Source organism: Pseudocitrobacter corydidari (assembly GCF_021172065.1).
In the GTDB taxonomy this organism is placed as follows: Bacteria; Pseudomonadota; Gammaproteobacteria; order Enterobacterales; family Enterobacteriaceae; genus Pseudocitrobacter; species Pseudocitrobacter corydidari.
The window spans coordinates 2,006,888-2,027,673 of sequence record NZ_CP087880.1 but is presented as its reverse complement, the minus strand read 5'-3'; the positions used below and the strand labels follow the sequence as shown (position 1 = coordinate 2,027,673).

The following is a 20,786-nucleotide window of genomic DNA, read 5'->3' as shown; positions in this document are numbered from 1 at the left end:
AACAACGCCGACCTTGTGTCGGCGTTTTTTTTCGGACTTTCTGCGCCCTGCTCATGGTGATAATCTTGATTGCTTTGTTAACTTATTGATATTTAGATAATTTATATATAATCAACGGATGATTCACATGAAGAATGCTAAACTTCTGCTGGCGCTGGCTGTTTCCGCTACGCTACTCAGCGGCTGCCAAAATACTCACGGCATCGACACCAACATGGCGATCAGTTCAGGAATGTCAGCTTACAAAGCGGCAACCCTGAATGACGCAGATGCCAAAGCCATTGCTAACCAGGGCTGTCAGGAACTGGACAGCCAGAATCAAATAGCTGGCTCATCCAGCAAATACAGCAAACGCCTGGCGAAAATCGCCAAAGCGCTGGGCAATAACATCAACGGCACACCGGTTAACTATAAGGTTTACATGACCAGCGACGTGAACGCCTGGGCGATGGCTAACGGCTGTGTACGCGTTTATAGCGGCCTGATGGACATGATGAACGACAACGAAATTGAAGGTGTTCTCGGTCATGAACTGGGTCACGTCGCGCTTGGTCACTCACTGGCTGAAATGAAAGCTTCTTATGCGGTCGTTGCCGCGCGAGATGCCATCTCCGCAACCAGCGGCGTGGCAGCACAACTTTCTCGTTCTCAGCTTGGCGATATCGCGGAAGGTGCCATCAATGCGAAATACTCACGTGATAAAGAGTCTGAAGCCGATGACTTCTCTTACGATCTGCTGAAAAAACGCGGTATCAGCACCCAGGGTCTGGTCGGCAGCTTCGACAAACTGGCAAGCCTGGACTCCGGGCACACCAAATCAATGTTTGATTCCCACCCGCCTTCAACCGAACGTGCGCAGCATATCCGCGAACGTATCGCTTCTGACAAAAAGTAAAACATTGTCATCTTTCGGGCTGGCCCTGTGCCAGCCCGCTATAATTAGTGTTCACTATTCCTACCATTTTTGGCGTTAATTCCGTAATTCGCAGACAAAGGTAACTGTCAGGCGTAGACATGCGTATAATGCGCGCGTTTAGGTTCTATACGCCTTGTGTTGAAGGAGATAAAGATGACGGCAGTTGCCCCGGTAATCACAATTGATGGACCAAGCGGTGCGGGTAAAGGCACCCTGTGTAAAGCGATGGCTGAGGCTTTACAGTGGCATTTATTGGACTCGGGAGCCATCTATCGTGTTCTGGCGCTGGCCGCGCTGCATCACCACGTTGATGTGACGTCGGAAGATGCGCTGGTTCCGCTGGCCGCTCACCTGGATGTGCGTTTTGTCTCGACGGAAGGCAACCTGGAAGTGATTCTGGAAGGGGAAGACGTTAGCGGTGAAATCCGTACCCAGGAAGTGGCGAATGCCGCTTCACAAGTGGCAGCTTTTCCTCGCGTTCGCGAAGCGCTTCTGCGCCGTCAGCGCGCGTTTCGTGAAGCGCCGGGCTTAATCGCCGATGGCCGCGATATGGGCACCGTGGTATTCCCTGATGCGCCAGTAAAAATTTTCCTCGACGCTTCATCGGAAGAGCGTGCCAATCGCCGCATGCTACAGTTGCAGGAAAAGGGCTTTAGTGTTAACTTTGAACGCCTTTTGGCCGAGATACAGGAACGAGACGACCGCGATCGCAACCGCGCCGTGGCACCGCTGGTTCCGGCTGCTGATGCTTTAGTGTTGGATTCCACCACCTTAAGCATTGAGCAAGTGATTGAAAAAGCGCTACAATACGCGCGCCAAAAGTTGGCTCTCGCTTAATACGCGACCGAATTTGCAGTACCCCCGTTGCAATGGAGTGACAGCGGGTATGTTAAACAACCCCATCCGACACGGAGTCAGGTGGACGTTAAATATGAAACCTGAAGATTAAACATGACTGAATCTTTTGCTCAACTCTTTGAAGAATCCTTAAAAGAAATCGAAACCCGCCCGGGTTCCATCGTTCGTGGCGTTGTTGTCTCTATCGACAAAGACGTCGTTCTGGTTGATGCGGGCCTGAAATCTGAGTCTGCAATTCCGGCAGAACAGTTCAAAAACGCAGCTGGCGAACTGGAAATCCAGGTTGGTGACGAAGTTGACGTTGCTCTGGATGCAGTAGAAGACGGCTTCGGTGAAACCCTGCTGTCCCGTGAGAAAGCTAAGCGTCACGAGGCCTGGATCACGCTGGAAAAAGCATACGAAGAAGCTGAAACTGTTACCGGTGTTATCAACGGCAAAGTTAAAGGTGGCTTCACTGTTGAGCTGAACGGTATTCGTGCGTTCCTGCCGGGTTCTCTGGTAGACGTTCGTCCGGTTCGCGATACTCTGCACCTGGAAGGCAAAGAGCTTGAGTTCAAAGTAATCAAGCTTGATCAGAAACGTAACAACGTCGTTGTTTCCCGTCGTGCCGTTATCGAATCCGAAAACAGCGCAGAACGCGATCAGCTGCTGGAAAACCTGCAAGAAGGCATGGAAGTTAAAGGTATCGTTAAGAACCTCACTGACTACGGTGCATTCGTTGATCTGGGTGGCGTTGACGGCCTGCTGCACATCACCGACATGGCATGGAAACGCGTTAAGCATCCGAGCGAAATCGTAAATGTTGGCGACGAAATCACTGTTAAAGTGCTGAAATTCGACCGCGAACGTACCCGTGTATCTCTGGGCCTGAAACAGCTGGGCGAAGATCCGTGGGTAGCTATCGCTAAACGTTATCCGGAAGGTACCAAACTGACCGGTCGCGTAACCAACCTGACCGACTACGGCTGCTTCGTTGAAATCGAAGAAGGCGTTGAAGGCCTGGTTCACGTTTCCGAAATGGATTGGACCAACAAAAACATCCACCCGTCCAAAGTTGTTAACGTTGGCGACGTAGTGGAAGTTATGGTTCTGGATATCGACGAAGAACGTCGTCGTATCTCCCTGGGCCTGAAACAGTGCAAAAACAACCCATGGCAGCAGTTCGCGGAAACCCACAACAAGGGTGACCGTGTTGAAGGTAAAATCAAGTCTATCACTGACTTCGGTATCTTCATCGGCCTGGACGGCGGCATCGATGGCTTGGTTCACCTGTCTGACATCTCCTGGAACGTTGCAGGCGAAGAAGCAGTACGTGAATACAAAAAAGGCGACGAAATCGCTGCAGTTGTACTGCAGGTTGACGCAGAACGTGAACGTATCTCCCTGGGCGTTAAACAGCTCGCAGAAGATCCGTTCAACAACTGGGTTGCTCTGAACAAGAAAGGCGCTATCGTAAACGGTAAAGTGACTGCAGTTGACGCTAAAGGCGCAACCGTAGAACTGGCTGACGGCGTTGAAGGTTACCTGCGTGCTTCTGAAGCATCCCGTGACCGCGTTGAAGATGCAACTCTGGTTCTGAGCGTTGGCGACGACGTTGAAGCTAAATTCACCGGTGTTGACCGCAAAAACCGTGCAATCAGCCTGTCTGTACGTGCTAAAGACGAAGCTGACGAGAAAGATGCAATCGCTACTGTTAACAACAAACAGGAAGACGGCAACTTCTCCAACGCAATGGCTGAAGCATTCAAAGCAGCTAAAGGCGAGTAATTCTCTTACTCTTCGGTCTGATTATCAGCCGAAGAATCATGAGATTACTTGACAGATTACGGTTTTCGTTCTGTAATCAAGCACAAAGGGCGGCTACGGCCGCCCTTGTTTAAGCTGTTAGCTAATTTTCCTTGAAAGGAAACCGGAGGAATCATGACCAAGTCAGAATTGATTGAAAGACTTGCCAGCCAGCAATCTCACATCCCTGCAAAAGCAGTGGAAGATGCGGTAAAAGAGATGCTGGAGCATATGGCCTCAACCCTCGCACAGGGTGAGCGCATTGAAATCCGCGGTTTCGGCAGCTTCTCCCTGCACTATCGAGCACCACGTACCGGGCGTAACCCGAAGACTGGCGATAAAGTAGAACTTGAAGGCAAATATGTGCCGCACTTTAAGCCGGGTAAAGAACTGCGCGATCGCGCCAATATTTACGATTGAGTTTGTGCCGTCCGTTAACGGTTTAACTTGATTGCGAAAAAAGCACCTACGGGTGCTTTTTTCATTTCTTGCGCTCCAACATCACCGTCACTTCCCCCGTTTTCTGAATCCTCCTCGCATAACGTTTCCCCGTTTGCTGCAACTGTAAAATTGTCTGGAAGACGCCTCGACGCTTCTTCTTTTGCCCCACGACAAGGCGTGGCGCACGCGCGACACTCAGCACAACAAGGAGGTGTTGATGCGTGTACCACTTTTTGCCTGCTGCGTGCTCCTGGGCGTGACGCCTTTGCTTTGGCTACCTGTGCTTCCGCCTTTGCCTGCCATACAGGCGGCAATTGTTGTTCTCAGCCTGTTAGCGTTGATTTTCCCGAAACCGGGTGTACGCATGCTGTGTATCGTGGGGCTACTTTTTTGCTGGGGCATGCTGGCCGCCTGGCAGGTGCAACTGCCTGCGCTGCGTATTCCCGGAAAAAATCAGACCGTCGAGATAGTGCTTAGCCAGACTGACGGGCAAACCACGCATCAGGGGAAAATTGTCCGCATCAACGGGCAGCGCCTTTTTCCGGCGCCGGTCATTACGCTGTATGGCAACTACCTGCCGCAGCCGCCCTGTGCAGGCCAGCGCTGGGCGATGACCATCCGCGCGCGTGCCGTGCACGGCCAGCTCAACGACGGTGGGTTTGATTCTCAACGCTACGCGCTGTCACAGCATCAGCCGCTTACCGGGCGGTTAATTGATGCGACACCGCTGGATGCAGCATGCAGCCTGCGAGCGCAGTTTCTGGCATCGTTAAGGGCTACTCTAACAGACTACCGATGGCGCGATGTGCTGCTGGCATTAGGGCTCGGTGAGCGTCTGAGCGTTAATCCGGAGATAAAACGGCTGATGCAGCAAACCGGAACGTCGCATCTGATGGCGATTTCCGGGTTACATATCGCGCTGGGCGCATCGCTGGGTTGGCTACTCATTCGCGCCATACAGTTTTTCCTGCCGTGTCGTTATATTAACTGGCGGCTCCCGCTGGTTGGGGCATTCGTCTGCAGTTTCCTTTACGCCTGGCTCACCGGATTACAGCCCCCCGCGGTACGCACGGTGGTGGCAGGAGGGATCTGGACGCTGCTGCGGCTATCCGGGCGGCGATGGCACGGTTGGGACGTCTGGCTATGCTGCATCGCGGCTATTGTGTTAATTGACCCATTAGCGGTGCTGTCAGACAGCCTTTGGCTCTCTGCCTTCGCGGTAGCCACGCTAATTTTCTGGTATCAGTGGGTGCCGCCACCGCGCTGGAAAGGGCGTGCGCCACTGCGTTTCCTGAAAGAAATGCTCTACCTGCAACTGGGGTTGATGCTTTTGCTGACCCCCTTACAAGTGCTGCTGTTTCATGGTGTCAGCACCACTTCGCTGGTGGCGAATCTGCTGGCGGTACCGGTGGTGACGTTTGTGGTCGTACCGTTGGTGCTTCTGGGAATGCTACTTCACCTGAGCGGGCCGATGGCACTTGAGACGGTGGTCTGGTTTTGCGCTGACACGGTTATGGGATGGGTATTTGCGTATCTGCGTAGCTTGCCAGACGGCTGGCTAAGCGTGGATTCGCGCTGGGCGTGGGCAACGCTCATTCCGTGGATGCTGATTATCGTATGGCGGCTTCACGGCTGGCGTACTTTTCCTGCGCTCTATCTGTCAGGCGTGGCGCTGTTCACCTATCCCCTATGGCGTTCAACGCCTGACGATCGTTGGCAGGTTACTATGCTGGACGTGGGGCAGGGGCTTTCCGTCGTTATCTCGCGACATAATAGAGCGATTGTTTATGATACCGGGCTGGCGTGGCCTGGAGGCGATAGCGGAACGCAGCTGATTATTCCCTGGCTGCGCTGGCGTAATCTGACCCCGGAGGGGATTATCCTGAGCCATGAGCATCTGGACCATCGAGGTGGTTTTGACAGCCTGCATAATGCCTGGCCAAAAAGCTGGGTACGAAGCCCTTTAGGTTGGAAAGGGCATCAGGGATGTTTTCGTGGTGATGCCTGGCAATGGCAGGGATTATCATTTCGGGTGCTCTGGCCGTTATCAGCAAACAGACAAATTGGTAATAACGGTTCCTGTGTTATTCGTGTCGATGATGGCAAAAACAGCGTTTTGCTGACGGGCGACATTGAGTTATCGGCGGAAATGGCCATGCAAAGCCATTACTGGCAGTATCTTAGGTCTACAATTATTCAGGTGCCGCATCATGGCAGTAATACCTCGTCCGGCATCGCGTTATTACAGCAGGTTAACGGGCAAGCCGCGTTGGCTTCCGCATCCCGCTATAACGCGTGGCGTCTGCCTTCGTCGAAAGTGAAGGCGCGCTATCAACAGCATAATTATGCATGGTTCGATACTCCGCATCAGGGGCAGATTACGGTCACTTTTTTCACCAATAAGTGGAAAATAGAAGGCTTACGCGATCAACTTTTACCTCGTTGGTATCATCAGTGGTTTGGCGAGGGGCAGGATAACGGGTAGAATATGCGGCTATTTCAACATAAGCTGGTTTTTTGAATGCAGAACGACAAAGATCTCTCCACGTGGCAGACCTTCCGCCGACTCTGGCCGACTATTGCGCCATTTAAAGCAGGGCTGATTGTGGCTGCGGTTGCGTTAATCTTCAACGCAGCCAGTGATACCTTTATGCTATCGCTCCTCAAACCATTACTGGATGATGGTTTTGGTAAAACGGACAGGTCAGTGCTGTTATGGATGCCATTGGTGGTAATTGGTCTGATGATCCTCAGGGGCGTCACCAGTTACATCTCCAGTTATTGCATCTCCTGGGTTTCCGGCAAGGTCGTTATGACCGTGCGCCGTCGCTTATTCAGTCACATGATGGGGATGCCCGTCTCCTTCTTCGATAAGCAATCTACCGGTACGCTGCTTTCTCGTATTACATACGACTCCGAGCAGGTGGCATCGTCTTCTTCCAGCGCGCTGATTACCGTCGTGCGTGAAGGCGCATCGATCATCGGTCTGTTCATCATGATGTTCTACTACAGCTGGCAGCTGTCGCTGATCCTCATCGTGCTGGCGCCGATTGTGTCGATTGCTATCCGTGTGGTTTCTAAGCGCTTCCGTAACATCAGTAAAAATATGCAAAACACGATGGGGCAGGTGACCACCAGTGCAGAGCAGATGCTGAAAGGGCACAAAGAGGTGCTGATTTTCGGTGGTCAGCAGGTTGAGACCAAACGCTTCGATAAAGTCAGCAATAAGATGCGTCTGCAGGGCATGAAAATGGTTTCTGCGTCTTCTATCTCTGACCCGATCATTCAGCTGATTGCTTCTCTGGCGCTGGCTTTTGTCCTGTATGCCGCAAGCTTCCCAAGCGTCATGGAAACCCTGACTGCCGGTACTATCACCGTGGTCTTCTCATCCATGATTGCCCTGATGCGCCCGCTGAAATCGCTGACTAACGTCAACGCGCAGTTCCAGCGCGGGATGGCTGCCTGCCAGACGCTGTTTGCTATCCTCGATAGCGAGCAGGAAAAAGACGAAGGTACTCGCGTGGTTGAACGTGCGAAAGGCGACCTTGAGTTCCGTAATGTCACCTTTACCTATCCTGGCCGTGAAACGCCTGCGCTGCGCGATATCAACCTGTCTATTCCGGAAGGCAAAACGGTGGCGCTGGTAGGGCGTTCGGGCTCAGGTAAATCAACTATTGCGAGCCTGATCACCCGCTTCTACGATATCGACAAGGGTGAAATTCTGCTCGACGGGCATGACCTGCGTGAGTACACCCTGGCGTCACTGCGTAATCAGGTTGCGCTGGTATCGCAAAACGTTCACCTGTTCAACGATACCGTTGCCAATAACATTGCTTATGCGCGCACCGAAGAGTTCAGCCGCGAGCAGATTGAAAAAGCCGCGGAAATGGCCTATGCCATGGACTTCATCAATAAGATGGATCAAGGTCTGGACACGGTTATCGGTGAAAACGGCGTTCTGCTCTCCGGCGGCCAGCGTCAGCGTATTGCCATAGCCCGTGCGCTGCTGCGCGACAGCCCAATCCTGATTCTTGACGAAGCCACCTCTGCGCTGGATACGGAATCGGAACGTGCGATTCAGTCTGCACTTGATGAGTTGCAGAAAAACCGTACCTCACTGGTGATTGCGCACCGTCTGTCGACTATCGAACAGGCGGACGAAATTGTGGTGGTGGAAGATGGTCGTATCGTTGAACGCGGTAGCCATACGGATCTGCTGGCCCATCGCGGCGTATACGCACAACTGCACAAGATGCAATTTGGCGAATGATAGCGCGCATCTGGTCGGGCGAATCACCGCTCTGGTTGCTGCTGTTACCGCTCTCCTGGCTTTACGGCCTGGTGAGCGGGCTTATCCGCCTGAGCTATAAGCTGGGCCTTAAAAAGGCCTGGCGCGCACCGGTGCCGGTTGTGGTCGTGGGTAACCTGACGGCGGGCGGCAACGGTAAGACGCCGGTGGTGATTTGGCTGGTCGAACAGCTCCAGCAGCAGGGCATTCGCGTTGGTGTGGTGTCTCGCGGCTATGGCGGCAAAGCGGAAACGTATCCGCTGCTGCTGGACGCGCAAACCACCACTGCCCAGGCCGGTGATGAACCGGTGCTTATTTTCCAGCGCACGGGCGCGCCGGTAGCGGTATCGCCTGTTCGTTCGGACGCGGTCAAAGCACTGCTGGCTGCGCATACTGTACAACTCATCATCACCGACGACGGCCTGCAACACTATCGCCTGGCGCGGGATAAAGAAATTGTCGTTGTCGATGGCGTACGTCGTTTTGGCAACGGCTGGTGGCTGCCCGCCGGGCCGATGCGCGAACGTGCGTCTCGACTAAAATCGGTCGATGCGATCGTTACCAATGGCGGTACAGCGCAGGCGGGAGAAATCCCGATGCGCCTACAGCCTGGCCTGGCGGTAAACCTGCTGACCGGCGAACGTCGGGCGCTTACCGAATTGCACGATGTGGTGGCGATGGCCGGTATCGGTCATCCTCCTCGTTTCTTTACCACGCTTGAAAATAGCGGCCTGCACCCGGTCAAAACCGTTGCCCTGGCCGATCATCAGGCGCTGACGCTTGCGGATGTCGAGGCGCTAACTGCGCCGGGGCAAACGCTCATCATGACCGAAAAGGATGCGGTGAAATGCCGCGCGTTTGCTAAGACCAACTGGTGGTATCTGCCGGTTGATGCCGAACTGAACGGCAAGCGGGCGCAACGTTTACTTCAGGAACTGGTCGCTCTGGCGCAACAATAACCGAAACGGTAAGGCGCGCGGGCGGAATACGGGGATGTGACATGTCAGAGATGCACTTGACCCTCAGCGCCGCGCGTCATCTCCATCTGGCTGCGCAGGGGTTACTCAAACGCCCACGGCGTCAGGCGAAACCGGCGGATGTTCTTGCCACTATTCAACGCATGTCACTGCTGCAAATCGACACCATTAACGTTGTCGCCCGCAGCCCCTATCTTGTTCTCTTCAGTCGCCTTGGCGCTTATCCGCAAAGCTGGCTGGATGACGCGCTGCTTCGTGGCGAACTGATGGAATACTGGGCGCACGAAGCCTGTTTTCTTCCTCGCTCGGATTTCCCGCTGGTTCGTCACAAAATGCTCTCGCCGCATAATATGGGCTGGAAATACCATCCGGAGTGGATGGCTGAGCACGCAGAAGAGATTGACGCGCTTATCACGCATATCGCTGAAAATGGCCCGGTGCGTTCCGCAGATTTTGTCCACCCGCGAAAAGGCGCAAGCGGCTGGTGGGAATGGAAACCGCACAAACGTCATCTGGAAGGGTTGTTTACCGCAGGCAAGGTGATGGTGGTGGAGCGGCGTAACTTTCAGCGCGTCTATGACCTCACGCACCGTGTGATGCCTGGCTGGCAGGATGAACTGCACGCGCTATCGCAGGAAGACGCAGAAGCGCTGATGCTGGAAAACAGCGCGCGTAGCCTGGGAATATTTCGCCCGCAGTGGCTGGCAGATTACTATCGCCTGCGTCAGCCGAATCTTTCCACGTTACTCAAACGCTGGCACGATGCGCAACAGGCGGTGCCCGTACAGGTTGAGCAAATGGGCGAGATGTGGGTTCACACCGACCTGCTGCCCCAACTTGCGCTGGCGGCGGAGGGCAAACTGAACGCCACGCACAGCGCCGTGCTTTCTCCCTTCGACCCAGTTGTCTGGGATCGCAAACGCGCGGAACAATTTTTTGATTTTACCTATCGGCTGGAATGCTATACCCCGGCACCTAAACGTCAGTACGGCTATTTTGTGTTGCCGTTGTTGCATCAGGGTAAGCTGGTGGGGCGCATCGACAGTAAAATGCACCGTAAAGAGGGTGTGCTGGATGTTTTCGCGCTTTATCTGGAGGAGGGAACACGCGTGAGCGCCTCGCTGGAAAAAGGCCTGAAACAGGCGCTGGATGATTTTGCCCGTTGGCAAGGCGCTAACCGGATCCGCCTACAACGGCTGCCGGAAAAGCTCTTTTTGCATCAGCGGGATGGCTGGGAAATTGACGTTGCCTGAGATGGCACTATGATATGCTGCATCGAGGCCTACCCGGTGCATCAGGAGGAACCATGGATCACCGTTTATTAGAAATTATCGCCTGCCCGGTTTGTAACGGCAAACTCTACTACAGCCAGGATAAGCAGGAACTGATTTGCAAGATTGATAACCTGGCGTTCCCGTTCCGCGATGGGATCCCGGTTCTGTTAGAGCATGAAGCGCGCCCGCTGGCGGCAGAAGAGAGCAGACCATGAGTTTTGTCGTTATTATTCCGGCGCGATTCGCTTCCACTCGCCTGCCGGGTAAACCGCTACAGGATATCAACGGCAAGCCGATGATTGTTCACGTGCTGGAACGCGCGCGCGAATCGGGCGCGGATCGCATCATCGTGGCGACCGACCATGCTGACGTGGCGAAAGCCGTGGAAGCCGCCGGTGGTGAAGTGTGCATGACCCGCGCCGATCATCAGTCCGGTACCGAGCGTCTGGCTGAAGTGGTTGAGAAATGCGGCTTCAGCGATGACACCATCGTGGTGAACGTGCAGGGCGATGAGCCAATGATCCCGGCGGTCATCATTCGTCAGGTGGCGGAAAACCTCGCGGCCAGCAAAGCCGGAATGGCCACGCTTGCGGTGCCTATCGACAATGCGGAAGAAGCGTTTAACCCGAATGCGGTGAAAGTGGTGATGGATAAAGAGGGTTATGCGCTCTATTTCTCCCGCGCCACCATTCCGTGGGATCGCGACCATTTTGCCAAAAGCCGTGAAACGGTAGGCGATTCCCTGCTGCGCCACATTGGTATCTACGGCTATCGCGCCGGATTTATTCGCCGCTACGTTGGCTGGGTGCCGAGCCCGCTTGAGCAGATTGAAATGCTCGAACAGCTGCGCGTGCTGTGGTACGGCGAAAAAATTCACGTTGCCGTTGCCGAGGAAGTGCCGGGTACGGGCGTTGACACGCCAGAAGATCTGGAACGCGTTCGCGCCGAAATGAAGTAATCCTCTCGCCCCTGCATCCGTGGGGGCGTTTACCGCTGCGTATTCTGCTATTTTCTGTAACAGTTTTGATCTTATCCGGTGACATCTGCCTTTCATATGCTCATTATAAAAGCAGTAGCTTTTATGGGGGCAACCTGAAATGGAACAACTGCGCGCCGAACTAAGCCATCTGCTTGGGGAAAAACTCAGTCGGGTGGAATGTATCAATGAGAAGGCTGATACCGCGCTGTGGTCACTGTATGACGCCCACGGCAATCCGCTACCGTTACTCGCCAGAAGCTTCACCACGCCCGATCTTGCTCGTCAACTGGCGTGGAAAATCTCGATGCTTGCCCGCAGCGGCACTGTGCGAATGCCCGTTGTTTACGGCGTCATGACCCACGAGGAGCATCCCGGCCCGGATGTGCTGCTGCTGGAACGCCTGCGCGGCGTACCGGTTGAAGCGCCTGCTCGTACTCCGGAACGCTGGGAACAGCTCAAAGACCAGATTGTTGAAGGCTTGCTGGCCTGGCATCGTCAGGATAGCGGCGGATTAGTCGGGTTTGTCGACAGCACTCAGGAAAACCTTTGGCCTCACTGGTATCGCCAGCGTGTCGAAGTGCTGTGGGGAACGCTCAGTCTTTATCAAAATACCGGATTAACGATGCAGGATAAGCGTATTCTGTTTCGTACCCGTGAATGCTTGCCCGCGCTATTCGAGGGTTTTAACGACAACTGCGTGCTGATTCACGGTAACTTTACGCTACGCAGTATGTTGAAAGATGCGCGTAGTGACCAGTTGCTGGCGATGGTGGGGCCAGGGCCAATGCTGTGGGCGCCACGCGAGTTTGAACTGTTTCGCCTGACCGAAAGCGGCCATGCGGAAGGTCTGCTGTGGCGTTATCTTCAGCGTGCACCGGTGGCGGAATCATTCCTCTGGCGACGCTGGCTATATCTGCTATGGGATGAAGTCGCCCGGCTGGTGAATACCGGGCGTTTTAACCGCGAGAATTTCGATCTGGCAGCGAAATCACTCCTGCCCTGGATCTCCTGAAATGCCTTTCAGCCACTGCCAGACTCGCCCGAGCGTCTCATAGCCAACGCGATCGCTGTGCATTAGCCAGACCGGGGACGGGATCGCTTTCTCCCATGGGTTCAGCGGTGATTCGATCGCCAGCTGGTTGGCAGGGGCTGGCAGTGGATTCAGCCCCGCATGCTGGAAGAAGATCATCGCGCGCGGCAGATGTGACGCAGAGGTTACCAGCAGGAACGGCGCATCGCCTATCGCTGCTTTCACTGCGGCGGCTTCTTCCTCGGTATCTTTCGGTGTGTCGAGGACGATAATCTCGCTTCGCGGCACGCCGAGGCTTTCTGCCACCCGCGCGCCAGCTTCACCGGTGCTGACCGGGTTGGTCAACGCGCGTGCGCCGGTAAAGATCATTTTTGATCCCGGATTCGCCTGCCACAGTCGAATCCCTTCATTCAGGCGCGGCAGGCTGTTGTTAATGAGGTTTGAGCTGGGCGCCCACTCCGGATTCCAGGTGTATCCGCCGCCCAGAACCACGATATATTCAGCGTGTTGCTCGCCGCGCCATGTGGGATATTTATCCTCAATAGGTTTCAGTAACCCATCGGCAACAGGCTGTAGGCTTAACAGCAGTATCAGGAGCCAGCCTGCGGTGATCGCCGTTTTGCCCGTCTTCTGAAAACGCGTAAACCAAACCAGGAATAATCCTAGCCCCGTCAGTAAAAGCAGCAGCGGTAGCGGCAACATCATCCCGCCAATATACTTTTTCAGCATAAAAAGCATCTGAATGGGTCCTTTTTTAACCATCTAAGTGGATCAACGCAGGGATATTACACCAGATAGCTTCATTATCGCCGTGGGTGTGACAAAATAGCCGCCTTGTTGTTGGCGAGTGAGGTCGTCCTGTGCAGGATCGCAATTTTGATGACATCGCGGAAAAATTTTCGCGCAATATCTATGGCACAACGAAAGGGCAGTTGCGTCAGGCCATTTTGTGGCAGGATCTCGACCGTCTGCTGGAAACCTTTGACTCTCGCCCGCTGCGCGTGCTGGACGCCGGTGGCGGAGAAGGGCAGACGGCGATTAAAATGGCCGAGCGCGGCCACGAGGTGATTCTGTGCGATCTTTCCGCCGAAATGATCGCCCGCGCGAAACAGGCTGCCAGCGACAAAGGTGTGAGCGACAACATGCATTTTATACAATGCGCGGTCCAGGATGTGGCTCACCATTTGGAAACCCCGGTTGATCTGATATTGTTTCATGCTGTGCTGGAGTGGGTGGCGGAACCGAAAGATGCGCTGAATGCGTTATGGTCCGTCCTGCGTCCGGGCGGCGCATTATCGTTAATGTTCTACAATGCAAACGGCTTGTTGATGCATAACATGGTGGCCGGTAATTTTGACTATGTCATGATCGGTATGCCGAAAAAGAAAAAGCGGACGTTATCGCCGAACTATCCGCGCGATCCGCAACAGGTCTATGGCTGGCTGGAAGAGGCTGGCTGGCAGGTCACCGGGAAAACCGGCGTGCGAGTGTTTCATGACTATCTGCGCGAAAAACATCGGCAGCATGACTGCTATGAGATGTTACTGGAATTAGAGACGCGCTATTGCCGTCAGGAGCCTTACATTAGCCTGGGGCGCTATATTCATGTCACCGCGCTGAAGCCGCAGAAGCAAGGATAAACTATGAGTGAATTTTCCCAGACAGTCCCCGAACTGGTTGCCTGGGCCAGAAAAAATGATTTTGCCATCTCGCTTCCGGTCGACAGGCTCTCATTTTTGCTGGCTGTTGCAACGCTGAATGGCGAGCGACTGGAGGGTGAAATGACGGAAGGCGAGCTGGTGGACGCGTTTCGTCATGTGAGTGATGCGTTTGAGCAAACCAGTGAAACCATCAGTACGCGTGCCAACAACGCGATTAACGATTTGGTTCGCCAACGTCTGCTGAACCGCTTTACCAGCGAAGTGACCGAAGGCAATTCTATTTATCGCCTGACGCCGCTTGGGATCGGTATTACCGATTACTATATCCGCCAGCGCGAATTCTCGACCCTGCGCCTCTCAATGCAGTTGTCGATTGTGGCCGGCGAACTGAAACGCGCCGCCGATGCGGCAGCGGAAGGCGGCGATGAGTTCCACTGGCACCGCAACGTCTATGCGCCGCTGAAATACTCGGTGGCCGAGATTTTCGACAGCATCGACCTGACGCAGCGCATCATGGATGAGCAGCAGCAGTCGGTAAAAGATGATATCGCCCAGTTGCTGAACAAAGACTGGCGCGCGGCGATCTCCAGCTGCGAAATGCTGCTGTCGGAAACGTCTGGCACACTGCGTGAATTGCAGGATACCCTGGACGCGGCGGGCGATAAGCTACAGGCTAATCTGTTGCGTATTCAGGATGCGACGTTAAGCCACGATCATCTGCACTTCGTCGATCACTTAGTATTCGATTTGCAGAATAAACTCGACCGTATCGTGAGCTGGGGCCAGCAGGCGATTGACCTGTGGATTGGCTACGATCGCCACGTGCATAAATTTATCCGTACCGCTATCGATATGGATAAAAACCGCGTCTTTGCCCAGCGTTTGCGCCAGTCGGTACAAAATTACTTCGATGCGCCGTGGGCGCTCACCTATGCCAGCGCCGATCGTTTGCTGGATATGCGTGACGAAGAGATGACGCTGCGCGATGAAGAAGTCATGGGTGAACTTCCGCCTGATTTAGAGTACGAAGAGTTTAACGAAATCCGCGAACAACTGGCGGCGCTGATCGAAGAGCAGCTCGCTATCTATAAAACCAAAGCGATCCCGCTGGATCTGGGGCTGGTGGTCAAAGAGTATCTGCTCCAGTATCCGCGCGCGCGACACTTCGACGTGGCACGTATTGTGGTCGATCAGGCGGTTCGTTTAGGTTTTGCACAAGCAGATTTCACCGGGTTGCCAGCAAAATGGCAGCCAATTAATGATTACGGAGCCAAGGTACAGGCGCATGTCATCGACAAATATTGAACAAGTGATGCCAGTTAAACTGGCGCAGGCCCTGGCCAATCCTATTTTTCCGGCGCTGGATAGCGCGTTGCGTGCGGGTCGGCATATCGGTCTGGATGAGCTGGATAATCACGCCTTTTTGATGGATTTCCAGGAATATCTGGAAGAGTTTTACGCGCGTTATAACGTTGAGCTGATTCGTGCGCCGGAAGGGTTTTTCTACCTGCGCCCGCGTTCCACCACGCTGATTCCGCGCTCGGTGCTTTCTGAGCTCGATATGATGGTCGGTAAAATTCTCTGCTACCTCTATCTGAGCCCGGAACGACTGGCAAACGAAGGCATCTTTACCCAGCAGGAGCTCTACGACGAGCTGCTGGCGCTGGCGGATGAAGCCAAGCTGCTGAAGCTGGTGAACAACCGCTCCACCGGTTCTGACCTTGACCGTCAGAAGCTACAGGAAAAAGTCCGTTCGTCCCTGAACCGTCTGCGCCGTCTGGGTATGGTGTGGTTCATGGGCCATGACAGCAGTAAATTCCGCATCACCGAATCCGTGTTCCGCTTCGGCGCTGACGTGCGTTCGGGCGACGATGCGCGTGAAGCGCAACTGCGTATGATCCGCGACGGCGAAGCGATGGCGATTGAAAACCATCTGCAACTCAATGATGAGAATGAAGACAATCAGCCGGATAGCGGGGAGGAAGAGTAATGATCGATCGCGGTAAATTTCGTTCGCTAACGCTGATTAACTGGAACGGGTTCTTTGCCCGTACCTTTGACCTTGATGAATTAGTCACCACCCTGTCGGGTGGTAACGGGGCAGGGAAATCCACCACCATGGCGGCATTCGTCACGGCGCTGATCCCTGATTTAACCCTGCTGCACTTCCGTAACACCACCGAAGCGGGCGCGACCAGCGGCTCGCGTGATAAAGGCCTGCACGGTAAGCTGAAAGCGGGCGTCTGTTATTCGGTACTCGACGTCATGAACTCGCGCCATCAGCGCGTGGTTGTGGGTGTACGTCTGCAACAGGTCGCCGGGCGCGACCGTAAAGTTGACATCAAACCGTTCGCCATTCAGGGGCTGCCAACGTCCATGCAGCCGACGTCGTTGCTCACCGAAACGCTCAACGAGCGTCAGGCGCGCGTACTGACCCTGCAAGAGCTGAAAGACAAGCTCGAAGCCATCGAAGGCGTGCAGTTCAAGCAGTTTAACTCAATCACTGATTACCACTCGCTGATGTTCGATCTGGGCATCGTGGCGCGTCGTCTGCGTTCCGCGTCTGACCGCAGCAAGTTCTATCGCCTGATTGAAGCCTCGCTGTACGGCGGGATCTCCAGCGCCATCACCCGGTCTCTGCGCGACTACCTGCTGCCAGAAAACAGCGGCGTGCGCAAAGCGTTCCAGGACATGGAAGCCGCGCTGCGTGAAAACCGCATGACGCTGGAAGCGATTCGCGTCACCCAGTCGGACCGCGACCTGTTCAAGCATTTGATTTCCGAAGCGACAGATTACGTGGCGGCGGACTACATGCGTCACGCCAATGAACGTCGTATCCACCTTGATAAAGCGCTGGAGTATCGTCGCGAACTGTTTACCTCTCGCCAGCAGCTGGCGGCGGAGCAGTACAAGCACGTCGATATGGCCCGTGAGCTGCAAGAACATAACGGCGCGGAAGGCGATCTTGAAGCGGATCACCAGGCAGCCAGCGATCACCTGAATCTGGTGCAGACCGCGTTGCGCCAGCAGGAAAAAATTGAGCGCTATGAAGCGGATTTAGAAGAGTTACAGGTCCGTCTTGAAGAGCAGAACGAAGTGGTTGCCGAGGCGGCAGAGCAGCAGGAAGAGAACGAAGCCCGCGCCGAAGCCGCGGAACTGGAAGTGGATGAGCTGAAAAGCCAGCTTGCCGACTACCAGCAGGCGCTGGACGTACAGCAAACTCGCGCCATTCAGTACAACCAGGCGCAACAGGCACTGGCCCGTGCGAAAGAGCTGTGCCATCTGCCGGATCTCACGCCTGACAGCGCCGACGAATGGCTGGAAACGTTCCAGGCCAAAGAGCAGGAAGCCACAGAAAAACTGCTCTCTCTCGAACAGAAAATGAGCGTGGCGCAAACCGCCCACAGCCAGTTCGAGCAGGCCTACCAAATAGTGGTGGATATTAACGGCCCGGTTGCCCGCGATGAAGCGTGGAACGTGGCGCGTGAACTGCTGCGTGACGGCGTCAACCAGCGTCACCTTGCCGAACAGGCGCAGGCGTTGCGTGGCCGACTCAACGAGCTGGAACAGCGTCTGCGTGAGCAGCAGGAAGCCGAACGTTTGCTGGCCGAATTCTGCAAACGTCAGGGCAAACACTACGATATTGAAGACCTGGAAACGCTGCATCAGGAACTGGAAGCACGTATCTCCGCGCTCTCCGACAGCGTTTCAAGCGCCAGCGAACAGCGTATGTCGCTGCGTCAGGAACTGGAAACGCTGCAATCGCGCATCTCTGCTTTGATGCACCGCGCGCCGGTGTGGTTGGCGGCGCAAAACAGCCTGAATCAGCTGTGCGAACAGAGCGGCGAGCAGTTTGAGTCCAGCTCGGATGTCACTGAATATCTGCAACAGTTGCTGGAACGCGAGCGTGAAGCGATTGTTGAGCGTGATGAAGTTGGCGCGCGTAAACGTGAAATCGATGAAGAGATTGAACGTTTAAGCCAGCCGGGCGGCTCGGAAGATCAGCGCCTTAACGCGCTGGCCGAGCGTTTTGGCGGCGTGCTGCTGTCTGAAATTTATGACGATGTCAGCCTGGACGATGCGCCGTACTTCTCTGCGTTGTATGGCCCGTCTCGTCACGCGATCGTGGTCCCGGATCTTTCGCAGATCGCTGAACAGCTGGAAGGTCTGGAAGATTGCCCGGAAGATCTCTATCTGATCGAGGGTGACCCGCAGTCGTTCGATGATAGCGTCTTCAGCGTCGATGAGCTGGAAAAAGCGGTGGTGGTGAAAATCGCCGATCGTCAGTGGCGTTATTCGCGTTTCCCAAGCCTGCCGTTGTTTGGCCGCGCGGCGCGCGAAAACCGCATCGAGACTCTGCACGCCGAGCGTGAAGTGCTCTCCGAACGTTTTGCCACGCTCTCCTTTGACGTGCAGAAAACTCAGCGTCTGCATCAGGCGTTCAGCCGCTTTATCGGCAGCCATCTGTCGGTGGCGTTTGACGATGATCCGGAAGCCGAAATTCGCAAACTGAATACCCGTCGCGGTGAGCTGGAACGCGCGCTGAATACGCACGAAAGCGACAACCAGCAGCAGCGTACCCAGTTTGAACAGGCGAAAGAGGGCGTTGCCCAACTCAACCGCCTGCTGCCGCGTCTGAGCCTGCTGGCCGATGAAACGCTGGCAGACCGCGTCGATGAAATTCAGGAACGTCTGGATGAAGCGCAGGAAGCCGCGCGCTTTATTCAGCAGCACGGTAACCAACTGGCGAAACTGGAGCCGGTGGTCTCGGTTCTGCAAAGTGACCCGGAACAGTTTGAACAGCTGAAAGAAGATTATGCCTGGTCTCAGCAGGTGCAGCGCGAAGCCCGTCAGCAGGCGTTTGCCCTGACTGAAGTGGTGCAGCGTCGCGCGCACTTTAGCTACTCTGATTCGGCTGAAATGCTCAGCGGCAACAGCGATCTTAACGAGAAACTGCGCCAGCGTCTGGAGCAGGCGGAAAGCGAACGTACCCGCGCCCGTGAAGCGATGCGTACCCACGCCGCGCAGCTGAGCCAGTACAGCCAGGTGCTGGCGTCGCTGAAAAGTTCTTACGACACCAAAAAAGAGCTGCTTAACGATCTCTACAAAGAGTTGCAGGATATTGGCGTCCGCGCCGACAGCGGGGCGGAAGAGCGTGCGCGTATTCGCCGCGATGAGCTGCACGCGCAGTTAAGCAACAACCGCGCGCGTCGTAATCAACTGGAAAAAGCGCTGACCTTCTGCGAAGCGGAAATGGACAACCTGACCCGCAAGCTGCGTAAGCTGGAACGTGATTACCTGGAAATGCGCGAGCAGGTGGTGAGCGCGAAAGCCGGCTGGTGCGCGGTGATGCGTCTGGTGAAAGACAACGGCGTAGAACGTCGTCTTCACCGCCGCGAGCTGGCGTATCTTTCTGCCGATGACCTGCGTTCGATGTCGGATAAAGCGTTGGGTGCGCTGCGTCTGGCGGTGGCTGACAACGAACATCTGCGCGATGTTCTGCGCATGTCGGAAGATCCGAAACGTCCGGAACGTAAAATTCAGTTCTTCGTGGCGGTGTACCAGCATCTGCGCGAACGTATCCGTCAGGATATTATTCGTACTGATGATCCGGTCGAAGCTATCGAACAGATGGAAATCGAACTGAGTCGTCTGACCGAAGAGCTGACCGGGCGTGAACAGAAACTGGCGATTAGCTCTCGCAGCGTGGCGAACATTATTCGCAAAACCATTCAACGCGAACAGAACCGTATTCGCCAGTTGAACCAGGGGCTGCAAAGCGTATCGTTTGGTCAGGTTAACAGCGTGCGTCTGAACGTTAACGTTCGTGAAACGCACTCGACGCTGCTCAATGTGCTTTCCGAGCAGCATGAACAGCATCAGGATCTGTTTAACAGCAACCGTCTGACCTTCTCGGAAGCGCTGGCGAAGCTCTATTCTCGCCTCAATCCGCAAATCGATATGGGGCAGCGCACGCCGCAAACCATCGGTGAAGAACTGCTGGATTATCGTAGCTATCTGGAGATGGAAGTCGAAGTTAACCGTGGTTCCGATGGCTGGCTGCGTGCGGAATCCGGCGCGCTCTCGACCGGTGAAGCGATCGGTACCGGGATGTCGATTCTGGTGATGGTGGTGCAGAGCTGGGAAGATGAAGCGCGTCGTCTGCGCGGAAAAGATCTCTCGCCGTGCCGTCTGCTGTTCCTCGATGAAGCGGCCCGTCTGGATGCCCGTTCCATCGCCACGCTGTTCGAGCTGTGCGAGCGTCTGGAGATGCAGCTGATTATCGCCGCGCCAGAGAATATCAGCCCGGAAAAAGGCACCACCTATAAACTGGTGCGTAAAGTGGTTGGCACCCATGAGCACGTTCACGTGGTCGGTCTGCGCGGTTTTGCCGCACAGCTGCCAGAGACGCTGCCGGGAACGGCCGACGCCTCCTGATGTAAAAGGGCGTAAATAAAAAACCCGGCGCGAAAGTGACCGGGTTTTTTCTCATTCAGGGATAAGCGCCGTTTTAGCTATCTGCTTTTGCGGCCAGAGGGGGTATTATCTTTAGACTTCTTTACATTTGGTCAGGCAG

At 54.9% G+C, this 20,786-nt stretch carries 15 protein-coding genes and 1 pseudogene; 15 read left to right on the top strand and 1 reads right to left on the bottom strand.

The annotated features are described in order from the left end of the window. Positions 1–127 precede the first annotated feature (127 nt). From loiP to G163CM_RS09395, 11 genes are all read left to right on the top strand, one after another. The gene (gene loiP / locus G163CM_RS09445; RefSeq protein WP_231827831.1) at positions 128–895 is read left to right on the top strand and encodes a metalloprotease LoiP; all 768 of its coding nucleotides are present in this window, start codon (positions 128–130) and stop codon (positions 893–895) included. A gap of 174 nt (positions 896–1,069) precedes the next feature. After that, a complete protein-coding gene (gene cmk, locus G163CM_RS09440) occupies positions 1,070–1,753 on the top strand; it encodes a (d)CMP kinase (protein ID WP_015965096.1) in 684 nt (227 codons plus the stop codon). A 114-nt stretch (positions 1,754–1,867) separates the two neighbouring features. Next, positions 1,868–3,541 carry a 30S ribosomal protein S1 gene (gene rpsA, locus G163CM_RS09435; protein WP_015965095.1) on the top strand — a complete coding sequence of 558 codons (1,674 nt, stop codon included), beginning with the start codon at positions 1,868–1,870 and terminating at the stop codon, positions 3,539–3,541. A gap of 153 nt (positions 3,542–3,694) precedes the next feature. After that, positions 3,695–3,979 carry an integration host factor subunit beta gene (gene ihfB, locus G163CM_RS09430; RefSeq protein WP_015965094.1) on the top strand — a complete coding sequence of 95 codons (285 nt, stop codon included), beginning with the start codon at positions 3,695–3,697 and terminating at the stop codon, positions 3,977–3,979. A gap of 238 nt (positions 3,980–4,217) precedes the next feature. Continuing rightward, entirely contained in the window at positions 4,218–6,485 is a 2,268-nt protein-coding gene (locus G163CM_RS09425; protein ID WP_231827830.1) for a ComEC family protein, read from the top strand. 36 nt (positions 6,486–6,521) lie between these two features. Continuing rightward, the gene (msbA, locus tag G163CM_RS09420) at positions 6,522–8,270 is read left to right on the top strand and encodes a lipid A ABC transporter ATP-binding protein/permease MsbA (protein ID WP_231827829.1); all 1,749 of its coding nucleotides are present in this window, start codon (positions 6,522–6,524) and stop codon (positions 8,268–8,270) included. Further along, positions 8,267–9,247, top strand: coding sequence for a tetraacyldisaccharide 4'-kinase (gene lpxK, locus G163CM_RS09415; protein ID WP_231827828.1), 981 nt, complete (start codon positions 8,267–8,269; stop codon positions 9,245–9,247). Before msbA ends, lpxK begins: the two co-directional genes overlap by 4 nt. 41 nt (positions 9,248–9,288) lie before the next feature. Then, on the top strand, positions 9,289–10,518 hold the full coding sequence (locus G163CM_RS09410) for a winged helix-turn-helix domain-containing protein (protein WP_231827827.1): 1,230 nt from the start codon (positions 9,289–9,291) through the stop codon (positions 10,516–10,518). Between the two features lie 53 nt (positions 10,519–10,571). Continuing rightward, on the top strand, positions 10,572–10,754 hold the full coding sequence (gene ycaR, locus G163CM_RS09405; protein ID WP_015965089.1) for a protein YcaR: 183 nt from the start codon (positions 10,572–10,574) through the stop codon (positions 10,752–10,754). Further along, positions 10,751–11,497: a 3-deoxy-manno-octulosonate cytidylyltransferase gene (kdsB, locus tag G163CM_RS09400; RefSeq protein ID WP_231827826.1), complete on the top strand. Its 747-nt coding sequence runs from the start codon at positions 10,751–10,753 to the stop codon at positions 11,495–11,497. The genes ycaR and kdsB overlap by 4 nt, the downstream gene beginning before the upstream one ends. Positions 11,498–11,636: 139 nt before the next feature. After that, positions 11,637–12,530, top strand: coding sequence for a YcbJ family phosphotransferase (locus G163CM_RS09395; RefSeq protein WP_231827825.1), 894 nt, complete (start codon positions 11,637–11,639; stop codon positions 12,528–12,530). On the opposite strand, the gene elyC is transcribed toward G163CM_RS09395, so the two are convergent. Then, positions 12,507–13,286: an envelope biogenesis factor ElyC gene (elyC, locus tag G163CM_RS09390; RefSeq protein ID WP_231827824.1), complete on the bottom strand. Its 780-nt coding sequence runs from the start codon at positions 13,284–13,286 to the stop codon at positions 12,507–12,509. The two genes, G163CM_RS09395 and elyC, sit on opposite strands and share 24 nt — an antisense overlap. Positions 13,287–13,408: 122 nt before the next feature. On the opposite strand from elyC, the pseudogene cmoM reads away from it, so the two are divergent. From cmoM to mukB, 4 genes and pseudogenes are all read left to right on the top strand, one after another. After that, positions 13,409–14,195 (top strand): annotated as a pseudogene (gene cmoM, locus G163CM_RS09385) (tRNA uridine 5-oxyacetic acid(34) methyltransferase CmoM). Then, entirely contained in the window at positions 14,192–15,514 is a 1,323-nt protein-coding gene (mukF, locus tag G163CM_RS09380) for a chromosome partition protein MukF (RefSeq protein WP_015965084.1), read from the top strand. Before cmoM ends, mukF begins: the two are co-directional and overlap by 4 nt. Then, positions 15,495–16,199, top strand: coding sequence for a chromosome partition protein MukE (gene mukE, locus G163CM_RS09375; protein ID WP_015965083.1), 705 nt, complete (start codon positions 15,495–15,497; stop codon positions 16,197–16,199). The genes mukF and mukE overlap by 20 nt, the downstream gene beginning before the upstream one ends. Further along, positions 16,199–20,647 (top strand): chromosome partition protein MukB, encoded by a 4,449-nt coding sequence (gene mukB, locus G163CM_RS09370; protein WP_231827823.1) that lies wholly within the window; start codon positions 16,199–16,201, stop codon positions 20,645–20,647. The genes mukE and mukB overlap by 1 nt, the downstream gene beginning before the upstream one ends. The last annotated feature ends 139 nt before the right edge of the window (positions 20,648–20,786 follow it).